11 protein-coding genes are annotated in these 16,843 nt (G+C 56.0%); 6 read left to right on the top strand and 5 right to left on the bottom strand.

Annotated features, from left to right (window positions below):
* The 3 genes from FHW16_RS16810 to FHW16_RS16800 are packed head-to-tail and all read right to left on the bottom strand — an operon-like array spanning nucleotide 1 to nucleotide 3,276.
* Nucleotides 1-1,962, bottom strand: coding sequence for a serine/threonine-protein kinase (locus FHW16_RS16810; RefSeq protein WP_182550382.1), 1,962 nt, complete (start codon nucleotides 1,960-1,962; stop codon nucleotides 1-3).
* Nucleotides 1,962-2,744 carry a PP2C family protein-serine/threonine phosphatase gene (locus FHW16_RS16805; RefSeq protein WP_182550381.1) on the bottom strand — a complete coding sequence of 261 codons (783 nt, stop codon included), beginning with the start codon at nucleotides 2,742-2,744 and terminating at the stop codon, nucleotides 1,962-1,964. The genes FHW16_RS16810 and FHW16_RS16805 overlap by 1 nt, the downstream gene beginning before the upstream one ends.
* 55 nt (nucleotides 2,745-2,799) lie before the next feature.
* Nucleotides 2,800-3,276, bottom strand: a complete 477-nt coding sequence (locus tag FHW16_RS16800) for a DUF1036 domain-containing protein (protein WP_246711813.1) — start codon at nucleotides 3,274-3,276, stop codon at nucleotides 2,800-2,802.
* 91 nt (nucleotides 3,277-3,367) lie between these two features.
* Here FHW16_RS16800 and tagH point away from each other — a divergent pair, with 91 nt between their 5' ends.
* Nucleotides 3,368-4,468: a type VI secretion system-associated FHA domain protein TagH gene (tagH, locus tag FHW16_RS16795; RefSeq protein WP_182550380.1), complete on the top strand. Its 1,101-nt coding sequence runs from the start codon at nucleotides 3,368-3,370 to the stop codon at nucleotides 4,466-4,468.
* A gap of 15 nt (nucleotides 4,469-4,483) precedes the next feature.
* Here tagH and FHW16_RS16790 read toward each other — a convergent pair whose 3' ends face one another.
* Entirely contained in the window at nucleotides 4,484-6,682 is a 2,199-nt protein-coding gene (locus FHW16_RS16790) for a peptidoglycan DD-metalloendopeptidase family protein (RefSeq protein ID WP_182550379.1), read from the bottom strand.
* 158 nt (nucleotides 6,683-6,840) lie between these two features.
* Nucleotides 6,841-8,184 (bottom strand): caspase family protein, encoded by a 1,344-nt coding sequence (locus FHW16_RS16785; protein ID WP_182550378.1) that lies wholly within the window; start codon nucleotides 8,182-8,184, stop codon nucleotides 6,841-6,843.
* Between the two features lie 295 nt (nucleotides 8,185-8,479).
* Between FHW16_RS16785 and FHW16_RS16780 the strand changes: the two genes are divergently transcribed.
* The 5 genes from FHW16_RS16780 to tssM all read left to right on the top strand — a co-directional run bounded on the left by FHW16_RS16780 (nucleotide 8,480) and on the right by tssM (nucleotide 16,783).
* Entirely contained in the window at nucleotides 8,480-9,838 is a 1,359-nt protein-coding gene (locus tag FHW16_RS16780) for a type VI secretion system-associated FHA domain protein (protein ID WP_182550377.1), read from the top strand.
* A gap of 111 nt (nucleotides 9,839-9,949) precedes the next feature.
* Complete coding sequence (tssJ, locus tag FHW16_RS16775) at nucleotides 9,950-10,468, top strand: type VI secretion system lipoprotein TssJ (RefSeq protein WP_182550376.1); 519 nt, start codon at nucleotides 9,950-9,952, stop codon at nucleotides 10,466-10,468.
* An 18-nt stretch (nucleotides 10,469-10,486) separates the two neighbouring features.
* Nucleotides 10,487-11,824 carry a type VI secretion system baseplate subunit TssK gene (gene tssK, locus FHW16_RS16770; RefSeq protein ID WP_182550375.1) on the top strand — a complete coding sequence of 446 codons (1,338 nt, stop codon included), beginning with the start codon at nucleotides 10,487-10,489 and terminating at the stop codon, nucleotides 11,822-11,824.
* A gap of 4 nt (nucleotides 11,825-11,828) precedes the next feature.
* On the top strand, nucleotides 11,829-13,208 hold the full coding sequence (gene tssL / locus FHW16_RS16765) for a type VI secretion system protein TssL, long form (protein WP_182550374.1): 1,380 nt from the start codon (nucleotides 11,829-11,831) through the stop codon (nucleotides 13,206-13,208).
* Nucleotides 13,205-16,783 carry a type VI secretion system membrane subunit TssM gene (gene tssM / locus FHW16_RS16760; RefSeq protein ID WP_182550373.1) on the top strand — a complete coding sequence of 1,193 codons (3,579 nt, stop codon included), beginning with the start codon at nucleotides 13,205-13,207 and terminating at the stop codon, nucleotides 16,781-16,783. The genes tssL and tssM overlap by 4 nt, the downstream gene beginning before the upstream one ends.
* The last annotated feature ends 60 nt before the right edge of the window (nucleotides 16,784-16,843 follow it).

Below are 16,843 nucleotides of genomic sequence, written 5' to 3'. Positions count from 1 at the left end.
TTATCCCTGCTGACGGAAATATTTGACCGTCACAATCGGCGACGCCGGCTGCTGTTGCAGCTTCTCCGCCAACCCTTTGAATGTATCCTTGCCGCCGGTCACATCGAGTTTATCATCGGACTGTATCGCAATGAGAATATAGGGAACTGACGTGTCCTTTCGTGGCGGGGCAAGCTTGAGATTGATAGCCAGATTATCCCCATGACGCCCGGATGGGTTGATTATATCCACGCTGCCATCGGCACGAACAAGAAGCACCTGGACATTGCTGCGCTCCGTGCCAGCAACAGTCGCCAGCAGTGGGTCCGCAGGTCCCAGAACCTCATTCTTGAGAGCGAAAGCCGCTTTTCCCGTGTTAACAGGCACAGCACTCAGAAATGCCAGGGCGTCGCATTGCGCGGCCGCTATCTGTCGCACGTTGATCGTCGGTTCATAATTGAACTTGCTCATAAAAGCGCGTTCCATATCGATGAATGGACCAACGCCCTGCGCAAAACCCTCAATATTTATCGTTTTTGGTGCAGGAATTATGCCATGGGCGAAGAAGCACGGACCACCCGTAAACTGCTTTATCCATTCGGATTCCGTGATGGGTACTTGCGCCTGCGCATTGCCGGCGGTGGGGGGCTCGTCGTGCTTCTGCTGTTCTCCGGATGCCACAACATCGGGCTTTGATCCAGTATCAGGCAGCGCTGGGACTGGCTTATCACCATCCGCGTTATTGGTATCCGGTTTGGTTTCAGGAACTAAGCCCGCTACCGGATTTGGTGTCTCGTTTCCGGTTTGAGCTTCTGGCTGCTTCACCGGCGGTTTTGGCTGTTCGGCTTGCGGTTTTGGAATGCTTTCATCAGGGTCGAGCTTGAATTCCGATTTTCCTGACGCCGTCGTTGGCTTCGATGTCTTTTGCGCGGTCAAATAACCCTTGATCTGCTCTTGATGGTTGTATCCGTACCAGCCCGCTCCACCCAGGATGAGCAAAAGACAGGCAAGCACCAGCCATTTGCCCGAACCGTCTTTCGCTGCGCCGGACTGACCCGATGACATTTGCCCGCGGGGGTCTCGCGAAGACGCCGCACTGTGAGAACGCCGCGAGGGCAAATCCTTCGCAGCCGGAATCATCGGGCGCAGGGCATCGATGATCTCGTCCTTCTTCGGCCTGAGCGCCGGACTCGGTTGCAGCATGCGCTGGATGATGGATCGTGCTGCTGGATGGATCGTCGAAAGGTCTGGCACCGACTGACGTTTCCTCACCACATCGGCATGTGTCCCGCTCATATCGATCGGGGTACCGCGCAGGGCAGCAGCGAAGACCAGTCCCAAACTGTAGATATCGCTCGGCTCATGGACATCCCCGCCGAACAGTCCAAGCTGCTCCGGCGAAACGTAGTTGTATTTTCCGGCAAAGCTGCCGGCGAGAAGCGTCCGGTCGCCACCGATGCCCAGCCGCGCAATGCCAAAATCGATGAGTTTGGCGCCTTCGACATTGCCCCCGGACAAAATGATGTTGTCGCAGGAAATATCGCGGTGAATGACACCCCGTTCATGCGCAACCTTGAGGCCAGACGTGATCCGGCTGATGAGTTTGGCCGCTTCCGCCAGGCTGAGGGGACGGTCCCTTATACGCTCGTAAAGGGATGGCCCTTCCACCAGTTCCATCGTCAGATATGCGGTGTTCGACAAACGGTCGACCGAAAAGACATGATAACGCACAATCGCATCATGCCCCAAGGAATTGAGAATGGAGGCTTCCTGTTTGAAAAGTGAAACAACCTGCTCGTCACTGGCCAGATGCGGCAGAATAACCTTGATCGCCACCTCATCGAGCGTCTGGATATTGTGCCCCTTGTAGACTTCTGACATGCCGCCCACGGCAAGAAGCGCGGTCACTTCATAGATGTCATTCAGTCGTGTTCCAGACTTGATGCTTCCGGATTGCTTGCCGGATTCGGTTTGTTCGCGCATCACGACCGCCCATCATGAACTGGGGCCAGGCGATAATTGACAACGACAACCGTGACGTTATCGCTCCCTCCCCGTTCGAGCGCGCTGTCAATCAGTGAATGACATGCGGCTTCCGGCTCCTGCGACAGTACAATATCCTGAATGTCCAGCGCCGAGAGATGCGCGGTTAGGCCGTCGCTGCAAAGGATAAACGTATCTCCGTCTTTCAACTCGCCGCTGAGCAGGTCCAGATGCGGAGCCTCCCGAACCCCGATAGCATGCAGGATGACGTTTTTGCGTTTGAAACTGGCCGCAGCAGCCGGATCAAGCGCGCCGTTGTCGAGCATCTGCTGGACTTCCGTATGATCGCGCGAGAGCTGTGTCATGCGGTTGCCTCGGTTAAGGTAAAGGCGACTGTCACCTGACCATGCAACCGAAAATTGCTGACCCGTCACAAGCAGGGCAACCAGTGTCGATCCCATGACACCCAGTCCGTGTTCACGCGCCAGGTTGCGGATATCCTGATTGACGGTAAAAATCTGTTCGCGAAATTCCTGAAGCTTTGCCTCGTGCACGGCATGGTGTCCGACCCGACCGGCCGCCTGCGTAATCATCGACGCCGCGACGTCTCCATGGGAATGCCCTCCCATGCCATCGGCAACAAGCCATATCCCGTTCAATGGCTTGGAAAGGAAACGGTCTTCGTTGACCGGCCGCACACGTCCCGTATGGGTAATCGCATGGGAATCAAACCATCCGGCTGAATCCGTTGCGTTGGTTTTGTTGTGCGTTGGAATGGTCATGTCTCTCGCTTGATAGCAGGTCATGGGTTGAAGGGCAGTCTACCAATCTTGTCTTTCAGTGCCGGTCCGTCAGAAACAGTGTCCAGTTATCCGATGATTGCGTATCCACTTCCTTGAATACGCCTCGCAAATGATTGCGCTGCCAGCAAGCGTCTTTACCGACAATCTGAAACTTTTTCGTGTCTACACACAACATGACACCGCCGTCCAGAATAGGCCGACCCTGAACATCAATGGCGTGAACATAGATATAACGGTTTGAAAGTTTTGACTTGATGACATCCGCGCAGCGATTGGCGGCAATGGCCCACCAGCCCTCCGTCCGCATTTCCCCCCCGACCTGTTCACCGATCGCAACGTTGGCAACGTCGGCCGTCTGATTGCACACAGTGAACGCCGCTTGTGCACCCTTCGGCGCCGTGAACAACAATGGAGCAGCGAGAACCACAACAAACCAGTATGTCTTTTTCGGATTGAAGAGCTGTATTCCTTTGCTTCTGTCACGGCAATGGTGTCGAATTTGGTCCATCATCGAAAAGTTCCGCATCCAAAACGCTATACTCTTGGTATCCAACACTTTATTTGAATAGTCTATGGCCAGACAAGAAATGCCGGAGAAGCGAATGCGACTTGTGCTGAGGTTGGAAAATCGATCCTTGCATGGGGACGATGTTGTTCCGGAATTTATAGCAGACCAGCGCTCGTTCACCATCGGCCGTTCCGAGGAAACCGACTGGCCTCTGCCGGACAGGAGCCGGTTCGTTTCGACGAAACATTGCCAGATTTCCTACAAGAACGACGGGTATTGGGCAGAAGATCTGTCGGCGAACGGGCTTTTGATCAACGGCGAAGAACTGCAAAAGGGCGCACGTCGCATTTTGTCAGCCGGTGATCTCATTGAAATCGGAGCCTATCAACTTCGTGTATTTCTGGAACAGCCGCAGCATTCAGACCAGTTGTTGACAGCGGAAGAAACGGTGTTCATTCCCCGGGGCAGCGATACGCCGTTGCGAGAGATGGAAGACCGCACCATGTTCCTTGGGGCACTGCAAAGCCCTCCGGTACAGCCAAGCCATCCGACCGTCTCCGACGTTCGCGAACCGCCCGTACCGGTCAAGCCGCGGCCATCCGTTGGGCCCTCCCATTCCAGGGAACGGTTTATCGAACATTTCGCCCGGGGTGCAGGAATTGATCCTGATGTGCTCGCAGGACGACATGATGAAGAGTTTGCCGAACAGTTGGGTGAAATCTTCCGTGCAATCGTACCCGGACTGACACAACTGCTCACCGCGCGTTCTCAGTTGCGTGCATTGATCCGGAGCACCAAGCAAACAGTCCTGAAATCCAACGGCAACAATCCCCTGAAATTCATTCCTGAACCCTCGGCTGCGCTTGGCGCTCTGTTTGCAGCAAACAAACGTGAATATCTGGATGCAACCAACAGTTTCAGCGAGGCCGTGGACGAACTCAAGCAGCACGAGCAAGCGGTTTTCCAGGCGATGCAGACCGCCCTTTTCCGCCTGCTGAATGAACTGTCACCCGACGCGATCGAAGCATCCGGGAGAAGCTCGTTTCTATCGGGAAAAGGAGCGCGCTGGAACCGTTACGTCAACGCCTGGAATGAACGGAACGAGCCTTACGAGAATGGTATTCTCGATGTCTTCCTGCACTATTTCGGCGAAGCTTATGACGAGAAGATTGGCAAAGAGAGGGTAGCGGACTGACTATTCGCTGCTGTGTCAGCCTTGAACTTTGGCAAGGATCGTATCGATAACCGAACTATAGGAACGGAAGCGTGACGCCTTGATCCGCGCCTCCCGGTAAACCGGCGAAACCTGTGTGCCTCCCTGGCCCGACATCTTGCGGTTGGACCAATCAACGATCCATCCCGCAGTCTTGCCGTAAAGGAACGGGTTGGCTCCGAAGACCGAGGTATCAAGCAGGGAACTGAGCTGCGTGTCAGGCGATGCGGAAAGTACCGATATCGCGCCGCCCCCGCCAAGAAAGTGAGCGAGATAGAGATTGCCGGCAGTACCGGCGATGCCGGAAGCCTTCAGTGTCGCTTCGTTCTCGTTGGCGAGATTCATGACCATTTCCGTCGCAAGCGTCGGGTCCGATTTCAAGGCAAGCAACTCGCTTGCGCTCATTTTCGACACGAGGTCCGCCCTGTAGGAACTCATCATGCGCAGCCAGGTGCTGTTGATGAACTGTCCCAATCCGCTGGCCGATGACAACGGGTTCGCAGCGTTGGGATTGCCGCCGCTTTCTACATGAATGATCCGCTGGACAAGTTTTTCTGCTTCCCCATCCAGACCAATTTCGCTGTAACCATAGTTCAATGGATCAACAAGCGCGCCATTTGCCACCAACTCGAAATGCAGATGCGGTCCGGTACTGAGACCTGTGGAGCCGACAAAGCCGATAACCTGCCCAGCCTTGACTACCTTGCCGACGGTAATGCCGTTCGCAAAACCCTGAAGGTGTGCATAATGCGTCTCCCGGTTCCCTGCATGGCTGACCTTGATGAAATTACCGAAGTTTCCATTGCTTCCGGCGAAGCTTACCGTGCCATCAAACGAGGCGTAAACCGGCGTGCCGGCGGGTGCGGACCAATCCACCCCCTCGTGAAACTTGACCGACCCGAGGATCGGGTGAACCCGCGGCCCAAAACCGGAGCGGAAAACCCCCTTGACCGGCAGGATGAAACCTTCAGCGCCGCCAAGTCCGGAGGTGGTGTCGCTCTCGGTCATGCAGGCATAATCGCCCCCATGCTCGGGGCGCAGCAGATAGCATTTCAGGCTTTCCCCCCCGCGTCGAACCGAAACGTAGAGAACGCGCCCACTCTCGTTGCTTCTGTCACGCGGCGTTTCCGAATAAAGCAGGGATATCGTGTCCTCGGGCGAAATGAACTTTCCCATGTCATAAAGGCGGGACATGCGCATGATCGTCTCGGTGATGACATTGACCGGAATGTCATTGCGGACACCCGCGCTGTAGATGCCGTCCATGATACGGAAGTTCTGGTCAAGCTTGGATTCCGCGCCGCCATTGGTCAGATCGTTCCAGCTTTCATCCTTCCAGGGATCGTCGATCTTGAGATAGTTGCCATCATCGGCACGGGCAACACTGCCGATCAATCCTTCGCTGCCGTAGAGCGAGATCTGCACCGGGGCCGTTGTTCCTGTCTGAGTATCCACAAGAGCCGTCCGCCATACCGCAAGATAACCGGGTTGAAGCAACTGAATGTTCAGCAATTTCGCTACGGCCTCGGCAACGCGTGCTGTTTCGGCCTGCGTGGTATGACCATCCTCGAGAACGTCCTTCACGCTCCGCTCCGCCAGCACCTTGATAACGAATTGCTGATTTTGCGGCGGGCGTCTCTTTTCATCAACGATGTCGATACTGTTCGAACTGCCCGGCGACGAAGCGCCGATCTGGGCTGTTTCGCCGGGTGATACGCCCCCTTCCCAGCCGGCATCCGATGATGGTTCATCAGCGGCTGAAACAGCTTGTCCTGATGTTTGCGGAACGAGCGGGGGTGTTGTGGATATTTCAGGCGCCGATTGCATGAGCGCAAAGTCCTGCGGCGTAGCGGGCAGTGCCGTCATCAACCGGACCGAACTCGACAGCATGGTATCCGACACATAATAGAGCGGACCATTGAATTCAGAACCGCTGGTGTTCTTCTGAAATCGGATCTCGCTTTTCCGGGGACGCGGCTTTTCGTTATTCACGGACTGCAGCAGAAGAGCGTCACGCCGGTCGTCCGTCGCGGACAGCTCGAACTCGCCCTCCTTTCCGGCAGACTGAACCTCGCCTTCCGGAATGACGAGTGTTTCGTTGGTCAAATCATCCGGCATGCCAAGAAATTTCGGCAGATACAAAAACGCTCCAACGGCCATTCCGGCCAATACGACCATGGCAAGACCTTGCCACATACGGCGCCACGTCCGGCGTTTCCGCGCCTGATGTTTGGCCCGCTTGAAATCGGGCGTTATTCTATGGAGTTCTTCTCCACGCATGGATCAGCAACAAATGGAAAGGGATACCCGACAAACGGGCATGGACGGTCCGGTACCGTCATCCAGTGTATTCATCAACGGTAAACACCACCAATGAGACTTCCGCGAAGACTCTTCTTTGCAGGGGCCGCAGGTTGAGGAGCCGGGGTGAACGTGCGCTCCGGTTCAGGTGCTGAGGTCGCAATACGTGCAGCCCGCGGCTTCGGGGTTACGCGTGGACCTGGGCGCACCGGCGCAACGGCTTGCCGTGGCGGCTGATAAAGACAAACGACAGAGGGTTCACGTTTCAGATTTTCATAGAGGAACTGATTGGGATCGGTATCTGTCGTCTTGAGTTTCTTGGTTGCGTAATAGCGCATCATGGCTTCGCGCGAAGTCGTCCCCCACACACCATCAACATCCGATGTATAGCAGCCAAGCCGCTGCAATTCCGTCTGGAGTGCCCAAACCAGATCCTCCTGCCCGAAAATTTCAGCGGGCGCTTCCGGCATATATATGACCGGATTCATACCGGTCTGCGGATTGATCAGGGCCGGATATGCAGGATCCGCAGAAGGTGCGGGAGTGAGATCGGCTGCAGGTCCCTGTGTTGCATCCTCTATATTTGTTCGGCGCGTCAATCCCTGGTCGGCCTGCAAACCGGATCTGTCGAGCGCCGCCACCTGATCTTCGCCTTCACCTTTGACGGCCGCTGGCAATGCCTTGAAATAAAACGGCTGTTGCAGGGAGGATTGCTCCCAGGGCGTTTGCCGGTCAAGTGTCGCCGCCCTGACGTCGTTTCTGACCTTCATCATCAGATCGGAAATACCGAGGCCCGGCGTCTTGATGTGGTCCAACAACGCCTTGGTGAAAGGGCTGTACGAACTTTTACCGTCGTAGCTGATGTTGCCGGGTTGAGTGGCAAAGGCCACGTACACGCCCACTCCGGCTGAAACCTGAGCCAAACCGACATTCACCGATCCGCCATCGGGAAGAGGATTGTTGCGGCATGCGTCGAGGAAGACGAGAGTCTGCCGGGTACGCTGCTGAACTTCACCAATCACTTTGTCGAGGCTGATTGTTTCATCCAAAATCCGGGACCGGTCATTGAGACGCGCATCCACGGGAACCAGAAAATTCACGCCATTCAACTGAAACCCATGTCCGGAAAAATACACAAGCGCGACATCGGCTGTTTCGGCCTGTTTCTTGAACTCTTCGAATATCCTGTTGAATTCGTCGCGTGTCGTATCGTTGGCAGGGAAAACGTCAAAGCCTTCCTCGCGCAGCGCCGTTGAAATGCCCTCGGCATCATTGGCCGGATTGACCAATTTCTCGACGTACTGATAATTTGTATTGCCCACAACGAGCGCGATGCGCTTGTGGCCGCCAACGGCAATTATCTCGGCGCGAGCGCCCTGTGCAACCAAAAGCAACATAAGGCAAGCCAAAACCACACGCATAGCGTGCGGAAAAAATCTGCCTATGTTAAGCGCATAAGGAGTCAATCGACTGTCTCTTCAGCTCATTGGGCTTGACCAGACGGGCTTTGTCCAGCTTATTCCGGTTGCTGATCTGATCATTTGCAGATCATTCTGGATGCGGAAAAATAGCCTATTTCCTGCTATACTTGCAACCATGTTGTGTCAGAGACTAAAATTGCAAGGCTTCAATATTTGCTAGTGATAGTGCAAATGAAGCAAATACCGTGATGACCACCTGCAGGAATGATGTATGCGAATCGAACTTCAAGCCCTGAACAATCCTAACGACACGTCGTTCAGCGGTTCCATGGTGATTCAGGATGCGCGATTCACAATTGGTCGCGGCGAAAGCTGCAGCTGGGTCATCAAAGACAGCCGCCGCGTCGTTTCCAAACATCACTGCACGCTTGAGCAGCGAGATGATGGTGTCTATCTCGTTGATAAAAGTACCAATGGTGTAAGTGTGGGGGGCATTGCCGTCGACCGCCAATACGGCCAACGGCTATCGGATGGTGATACGATTGAAATCGCGGACTATCGCTTTCGCATATCAATTCAAAAAGCTGGTGCAGTGCGTGTCCAGCAACAGCACAACAGTGCAGATCTTCTTTCCGGTCCGAGTCTGACCTCAATTCTGACGGACATTGCCCCAGGAGGTGTCGGGGCTACAAGCGAACTTCCCGGCGAAAGTCACGATGAGCTGTTCAACAGTCCGGCAAAACCGGTGACGCGCGAAGCGCTTGGCGCGGTCGATATAGGATGGGACGGTCCTCCCGTCACTGACGTCGATATCATCAAACCGTATCGTACAAGCCGACCATCCGCGCTCGCAGATCGAATCGAACAGACCCCGACAGCCAATTCCTTGTTTGATTTGCCGGTTGTCCGCCCAATTCTCCCTGACAACTGGGACAGTGATGACGACGAGCCCACTGCACCCACCTTGCCTGAACTTCCTCCCGTCTCACAGGTTGCATCCCAACATCAGTTCACCCCCGCGCCTGTCGAGAGGCCAGCTTATGCCGTCCCGCCCGCGTCGCAGCCGGCTCAGCATTCCGATGCCAGGCTTTTGGCGGCATTCCTCGAGGGCGCCGGGATCGAGACAACCTCTCCGTCAGATCTCGACGCCGAGCAGCTCATGCGAAAGGCTGGCGCAGCGCTTAAGATTGCTTTTGTCGAACTTTATGAGCTGCATGTCGGGAAGAATGCCTCGGCCGCACGTCTGGAACTCGAGGGCATCGTCGGCGAAACACCCTGGATTTTTTCGTTGGCAGGCCAAAGGAATGATCAGTTGATGGACGGTATTATCGAGTTCATCGGGGAAGCTGACCCATCCGATATGAAGCTTATCGAACGGGATTTTCAATCGATCACCAACTACCAGACGGCGCTGTCTGCCGCGGTTCTCGACTTTATCGGCGAAGTCCAGCAGGCAATTGATCCAGCCACACTCTCCACCAAAGCGAAGGCTAAGACCATACCGGCGTTGCGTAAAGCCGCGCTTTGGGATGAATTCCTCGCGTCTTCCACCCTTTTTGATAGCCAGCAATCGGGTAAACCAAAGCCGGCCTTGATGAAACTTCTGCGCAAGTTCTTTCCCCAACCGTGAATATTCACGATCAAGATTACGTTGACGTGATGCTGTCTTATCTGCAAGTTACAGCAGGTTCACAACCTAGGATTGGACAAATGTCCAACTATAGAGCATCGGGAGATTAGTATGCGTTTTGAAGCGTTTGAGGCACTCACACATTTCTGTAGTCACTCGATGTTTCAACGCCGTGTTTTTCAGGCAGCCGCAGTGGGCGCAGGCCTGTTTCTGGCAGCCTGTACATCCACACCTGAACCAAGCGGCCCCAAATACCAGGACCCCATTCCCACAACAGTATCGGCCAGCGCAACAGCAAACCCTTCTCCATCCGGTTCGGCCACGCCAACATCCGTTGAGATTTTCGTTTTGAAATCACCGGGACGCTTCCAGTCACTGGATTATTTCCAGCTGAAGGGCGGCAGTGCTCTGGGCGATGATCTTGTGGAACGGAAAACCGTGTCCGTGCGACCGGGCCAGACGACCGAGCTCACCATAAATCCCGGCACCGAAGGCGCCTATGCCGGCGTCATTGCCGGTTTCCGTGATATCGAGAATGCACGCTGGCGGGCGCTGACACCGATCTCCGGCTCCAGCCGGTTGAGCATTTCAGTCGGAAAACTTTCCGTCAGCGCATCCGCAGGCCATTAACCAGTACGGTGTTTATGAATGGAACATGACAATCGCGTCGTCTGGTCGGAAGGCATGTTCCTTCGGGTACAGCACTTTCAGCAGCAGGATCGCTGGACGGAAAAGCTTGTCAAATCGGTCGTTCGTGAACTTGTCAAATTCCCCTGGGGCATTTCACGTATCACGATCAACGAGCAATTGTTGGGCAATGGCATGTTCGCGCTTTCGAGCGCGCGCGGTGTCATGCCGGACGGCAGTGTTTTCGAGGCGCCTGGACCTGTGGACCTCCCGCCTGCCCTGAGGCTTGAAGAAGGCACGAAGAACGTCTTCGTCTATCTTTGCCTGCCCATGCAACAGCCGGGGCTCGCTGAGATCGGTGGTGAAACTGCCGCGGGCCGCAGCGTCCGTTATGCGCGCCAGAAGTATGAGGTGCAGGACACCAACGAAGGCAGTTCAATTTCCGCCCTTCTGGACGTTGGTCGTCTTCGTTTGAGTTTCCTCCTGTCGGATGAAGAACTGGCCGGCTACGACCGCATCGCCGTTGCGCGCATCGTCGAGGTCCGGCAGGATCAATCCGTCGTTCTTGATGAAAACTTTATCGCGCCGTCGATCAATTGTGCGGCGCAGCTTCAGCTGGAGAATATTGTAACCGAGCTTCTGGGCATCATGTCCCACAGGGCGGAAGCAATTGCCGATCGTATGGGCGACCCCTCTATCCGCGGCACGGCCGAAGTGTCTGACTTTCAGTTCCTCCAGGTGCTCAACCGGAATGAAGCTGTCTTTCGTCATCACCGCGAGAATTTGAGTTCGCTGCATCCGGAAACGCTTTATGTCCTGTGTGCACAGCTTGCCGGTGAACTTTCGACATTCACCAAGGAGCGGCGGCGCGGATCCGTCTTTCCCGGCTACCGCCATCTCGACCTGCGCGGTTCGTTCGATCCGGTCCTCTTCGATCTGCGTGAATCACTGTCCTCTGTGCTCGAACGGTCTGCTATCGAGATTCCACTCGACGAGCGCAAGCACGGTGTGCGGGTTGGCACGATTACCGACCGCAGCCTTCTGGCGGGCAGCGGTTTCGTTCTGGCGGTGCGTTGCGACATGCCGTCCGAGGCGCTCCGCAGCACGCTGCCCCGGCAGATCAAGGTCGGCCCGGTCGAACGCATTGCGGAACTCGTCAATGTTGCCCTGCCCGGTATAGCGGTTCGCCCGCTGCCGGTCGCACCGCGTCAATTGCCCTATCGCCCCGGCACCAGTTATTTCGAACTTGATCGCGATGGCGCCCTGTGGAAGCAGCTCAGCACATCAGGTGCCATTGCCATGCACCTTGCCGGTGATTTTCCGGCCATCGAGTTTGAACTCTGGGCAATAAAGTCGTGATGCCATGAGCGACGATAAATTCTGGCGCAGTGAGCCGACGATCATCAAGCCCAAGCCGGGGGGTGAACGCGGCCGCGCGGCACAAGCCGGTTCGAGTGATACGGATAGTAACGAGACCACGACGCTCCAGTCGGCACTTCGTGATGGCGGCATAGATACGATCGACAACAGCCCGAAGGGCCTCCCATTTCTGGTCGCTGCCGCCCGTCCCCAGCTCAATTTGCTTTACCACCTTCGTGGGCTCCACGCAGATCCCGATGCCGAACAGCTCAGGACAGCGGTGATCGATGAAATGCGGGCATATGAGCGCAAAGTCGCAAACGCAAACGTGGATACGCAGCACGCCCGCGTCGCGCACTACGCTCTCTGCGCGACCATCGACGACGTTGTTCTCAGCACACGATGGGGCGGTGCCAGTAACTGGGCAAGCAACAGTATCGTTTCGACGTTTCACCGTGACGTACAGGGCGGCGAGCGTTTCTTCGAACTGCTCGAGCATTTTCACAAGGACCCAGGCCGCAATCGCGATATTCTCCTGCTGCTTTATCTTTGCCTGTCGCTCGGGTTCAAGGGCAGGCTGCGCGTCAGTGCACGCGGGGCTCTCGAACTTTCCCAGATAAGAGACAGCCTTTACCGCACGCTGCAGTCGTCCATGGGCGATATCGAACGGGAAGTGTCCCCCCATTGGCGCGGTATCAATGCCCGTTTCTCCAAGGCGCGGTTCAAGAACCTCTATCCCGCGCTGCTCGGAATGCTTGTTCTTCTCTGTGCTTTTGGCTACGTGGGTATCCTGCGTCTCCTCAATACGGAATCCGACGGGATCATGATTGCGATGGCGGCGGCTCCGCCGCAAGGCAATCCGTCGATCAAGGTTGAACAACCCGCGCAGCCACCGGTCGAGCAAGTGGATAGGCTGCGCGACTTCCTGGCATTCCTCCAGCCGGAAGTGGACCGCGGCGTTGTAACAACGGCCCGCGACGGTAATCGCGTACTTGTGCGGTTCCGCAACACCGGCTTTTTCGAGACGGCAAGGGCCGATGTCAATCCGCAATTTCAAGGCCTGATCGATCGTATTGGCCGGGCAATCGCCGAGGAAAAGTTCTCCGTCCACATTGTCGGTCATACCGACAATCGTCCGATGCGCGGCGTACGTTTCCCGTCGAACTATGATCTATCCCGGGCGCGCGCCCAGTCGGTGGCCGCCATTATCGGCGGCTACGTGCCGCAAAACCAGATCACCTTTGAAGGCAGAGGCGAATCCGAACCGATCGATACCAATGATACCGACCAAGGACGCGAAGCGAACCGACGGACAGAGATCATCGTCACCGCTAACCCGCGGTCTGAAAAAGACAAGACAACCGGCGCAGGCAATCAACAGTGAATATCCTCAACTGGATCTACACGATCCGCTCCTACATAGAAGGCTATTTGGGCTTCCTCAAGGGCGGCCGGTTCTGGTCGTTGATCTGGGTCGTCGCCATCGCCGTGATGATCTGGTTCTACGGCGATAGTATCGCCTTTGGTCAATGGCGCCCGCTCGAATCCCAGTACAACCGCATCGTCGCGATCGGTGTCGTTGTACTCGCATGGCTGATCTATGTGATTGTTTCGGCTATCCGCCGGCGCCGCGCCGAAGCTGCAATGATCGATGCGGTGGCGGAGGATGGCACTGATTCCGAGACGGAAGCCAAGGAAGAGGTCGCTCTTCTCAGGCAACGTCTGAAGGATGCCCTGCTTCGTCTGAAATCGATCAGCAAAAAGCGGTTCGGCTATATCTATGATTTTCCGTGGTACCTGATCATCGGTGCGCCGGGCTCCGGCAAGACAACGGCGCTGGTCAATTCGGGACTGTCCTTCCCCTTTGCCGAAGAAATGGACGAACACAGCATACAGGGCGTGGGTGGTACGCGCAGTTGTGACTGGTGGTTTACCGACGAGGCCGTGCTGATCGATACGGCCGGCCGCTACACGACCCAGGACAGCGATGTGACGGTGGACAGCACGGCCTGGCAGAGCTTCCTTGGCCTGCTCAAGCGGCACCGTCCACTGAAGCCGATCAACGGCGTTCTCGTCACCATCAGCATGGAAGACATCCTGACCCAGAGCGCACAAGCACGCTTCAAGGAAATCAGGATCATCAAGCAGCGTCTGCGCGATCTGGAAGACAACCTCAAAGTCCGGTTGCCTGTCTATCTGATCTTCACCAAGGTGGACATGCTGGCCGGCTTCGGCGAGTTTTTCGACAATTTCAACAAGTTCGACCGCGAACAGGTTCTTGGCGTGACGTTCCCCTTGGGAGTCAGCCAGTCAAAAGGCAAGATTGCCGAAGCTTTTTCCGGTGAGGTCGATCTTCTTCTCGAGCGCATGCACCGCATACTCCTCGAGCGCATGCAGCAGGAGCCCGACGATCTCAGACGCAGCAGTGTATTCCGTTTTCCAGCCCAGTTTGCATCAATCAAGAGCGTTCTCGTTGAACAGATCGGCGAACTGACAGCAAGTTCCAAACTGGTCAGCGCACCGCTCCTGCGGGGCGTTTACTTCGTCTCGGCGACACAAACCGGTGCGGTTTATGATAAGGTCGGACGCTCGACATCGGAGCGTTTCTCGTTTCTGCAGGAACCCAACACGACAGGCACCGTCTCGCAGAAGGCCTTCTTCCTGTCGAGGCTGTTCAACGAGGTCGTTTTCGGCGAGGCCAATCTCGTCACGACGGATATCAAGGTGCAGCGCCGCAAGCGCATCATGTCCACCATTTTCTATCTCGTGCCATTGATCATTGCCGGTGGGCTTTTTGCCGGCTGGACCCATGCCTATTTCACCAATCAGAGCACGATGAGCGCGGTCAATGAACGGATCGCCTCCTATAATCGCGAGGCGACCTCCATTGCCATCGAGGATATCACAACCGATGATCTGAACCGGATACTTTCGCCGCTCAACACTCTGCGCGATGCCATCACGGATGACATTGCCGGCAAGAGCCGCTGGTATCATTTCGGCACGGATCAGGAAGCCAAGCTCAGCGAAAGCATGCAGGCAACGTATGCCCGGGCGCTCAACGGCTTCCTCCTTCCCCGCTTGCTTGTCCATCTGCAGAACCGGATGAATGATCCGCAGATCACGACAGGACAGCTTTACGATGCGTTGAAGCTGTATTCGATGCTCGGTGGTCTCGGGCCGATGGACGAACAGTTCGCGGTCCAAACCTTGAAGGCAAACTTTGAAGCATCCTTGCCGGGTGCGGGACGGGCGCAGGCGCGGGAAAGCTTGCTCGCGCACAGCCGTGCGCTGCTGTCGCGGCCGTTGATTACGGTTACCCTTGATGACAATCTCATCAAGAAAGCGCGCGAAAAGATAAACGCCATTCCGCGGTCGCAACAGCTTTTCGAACTGTTGTTGACATCTCCCGATGCCATGGCACTGCCCGAGTGGCGTCCCATAGACAAGGCTGGATCAGGTGCGGAACTGCTGTTTGCCCGCGAGAGCCGTACGGATCTTCGCCAGGGCATACCGGGGATTTTCACCCGGGACGGCTATTTCAACTATTTCCTGCCTCGTCTGGCTCAGATGTCCGAGCAGTTTGCACAAGAGGGCTGGGTCATCGGGGAAGATAAGGCACAGGCGGAATCCGGTGATAATTTAAAGACCGATGTCCTGCGCATATACTTCAATACCAATCGGCAACAGTGGGGAGCACTGTTGAACGACATCAGCATACGCCCGGCACCCGACTTGATTCAGGCAGCGGATATTGTCCGTATTCTGGCATCGGCTGACAATCCATTACGGACATTTGCAACGGCCATCGCCGAAGCGACCAATCTCGACCCTCAGCAGTTCTCGGCACCCGCCGCTACGACCAAACCGGCCGGAAAGGAAGGGGACATTGACGAGGCACAGAGACGAGCAGCCGAGGAGGCTGCCAAAGCAAATGCAGCACGCGTTCAGGAGCTGCAAGCCCTGACCGACGGCTTCGAAACCACAATGCTTGATCCCTATGCGGCGCTGCGCAAATCCCTGCAGCCCCCGGAAGGGCAAAAATCCCAATTTACCGACCTTTCCCCTGTTCTTGAGGAACTGTCGCTGCAACTCAGCCGCGCCGCCACCAATGCCGGTGAGGTCAACACGATTTTCGGTGTCGAAAGCAAACTGGCATCGGCCAATCAGATGCTGGTCGCACAGGCGCAGCGTTTGCCTGAACCCGCGAGCCGCTGGATCGGACGTCTTGCCACCGACATTGCCAGGCTGTCTGCAAGCGGCGCACGACGGTCCATCTCCGATATGTGGCAGAGCACAAGCGGGCGCTTCTGCAAGGTCGCCATCGCAGGACGCTATCCCTTTGATCCGAACGCCAACAATGACGTTGCCATCAATGATTTTATCCGGATGTTCGGCCCTTCCGGTGAGTTTGCAACATTCTTCCAGTTCCAGCTCAAACCATTCGTCGATGTTTCACAGACACCGTGGCGCCTGGTCGGCATGAATGGGGCTGAAGCAATTCCAAGCGATGCCCTTGTGCAGTTCGAGAACGCTCAAACGATCCAAACGGCGTTTTTTTCCAAAGGCGGCAACGACCTCAGTCTTGATCTCGATATCACGCCCAATGATCTCGACAACAACTCAACAGGCGTGACGCTCGATATCAACGGGGAAACGATCAACTACGATCACGGACCGGTTCAGACCAAATCATTCAAGTGGCCCGGTCAAGGCAATCGCTCCGCCCGCATCGCCTTCAATCCTCCGGGACCGAACTCAAGTGTGAGCAAGACAGGACCCTGGGCGATGTTCCGGCTGTTCGACCTCGCCCAGAAAAAGGTGGCAAGTGAGGATCAGTTTACGGCCTCGTTCCGGATGGGCAGCCGTGTCGCAAGCTTCGACGTGCGGGTTGGCTCCGTGCTCAATCCGTTTGCACTGAAGGCATTGCGTTCGTTCCGCTGCCCCGAAGGATTCTGAGATATGGGATCCAAGCAAGCAGGGCATCGACAACATGGCGCCCATCATCATTCGGCATAC

The sequence above is a fragment of the Phyllobacterium myrsinacearum genome (assembly GCF_014138285.1).
GTDB lineage: Bacteria > Pseudomonadota > Alphaproteobacteria > Rhizobiales > Rhizobiaceae > Phyllobacterium > Phyllobacterium myrsinacearum_A.
The sequence above is the reverse complement of the archived record's forward strand: the minus strand, read 5'-3'. Positions and strand labels throughout refer to the sequence as shown.

What these genes read in the sequence shown, in the direction of transcription:
- FHW16_RS16810 (WP_182550382.1), bottom strand. Translation starts at nt 1,962, where the DNA reads ATGCGCGAACAAACCGAATCCGGCAAGCAATCCGGAAGCATCAAGTCT.
- FHW16_RS16805 (WP_182550381.1), bottom strand. Translation starts at nt 2,744, where the DNA reads ATGACCATTCCAACGCACAACAAAACCAACGCAACGGATTCAGCCGGA.
- FHW16_RS16800 (WP_246711813.1), bottom strand. Translation starts at nt 3,276, where the DNA reads ATGATGGACCAAATTCGACACCATTGCCGTGACAGAAGCAAAGGAATA.
- tagH (WP_182550380.1), top strand. Translation starts at nt 3,368, where the DNA reads ATGCGACTTGTGCTGAGGTTGGAAAATCGATCCTTGCATGGGGACGAT.
- FHW16_RS16790 (WP_182550379.1), bottom strand. Translation starts at nt 6,682, where the DNA reads ATGTGGCAAGGTCTTGCCATGGTCGTATTGGCCGGAATGGCCGTTGGA.
- FHW16_RS16785 (WP_182550378.1), bottom strand. Translation starts at nt 8,184, where the DNA reads ATGTTGCTTTTGGTTGCACAGGGCGCTCGCGCCGAGATAATTGCCGTT.
- FHW16_RS16780 (WP_182550377.1), top strand. Translation starts at nt 8,480, where the DNA reads ATGCGAATCGAACTTCAAGCCCTGAACAATCCTAACGACACGTCGTTC.
- tssJ (WP_182550376.1), top strand. Translation starts at nt 9,950, where the DNA reads ATGCGTTTTGAAGCGTTTGAGGCACTCACACATTTCTGTAGTCACTCG.
- tssK (WP_182550375.1), top strand. Translation starts at nt 10,487, where the DNA reads ATGGAACATGACAATCGCGTCGTCTGGTCGGAAGGCATGTTCCTTCGG.
- tssL (WP_182550374.1), top strand. Translation starts at nt 11,829, where the DNA reads ATGAGCGACGATAAATTCTGGCGCAGTGAGCCGACGATCATCAAGCCC.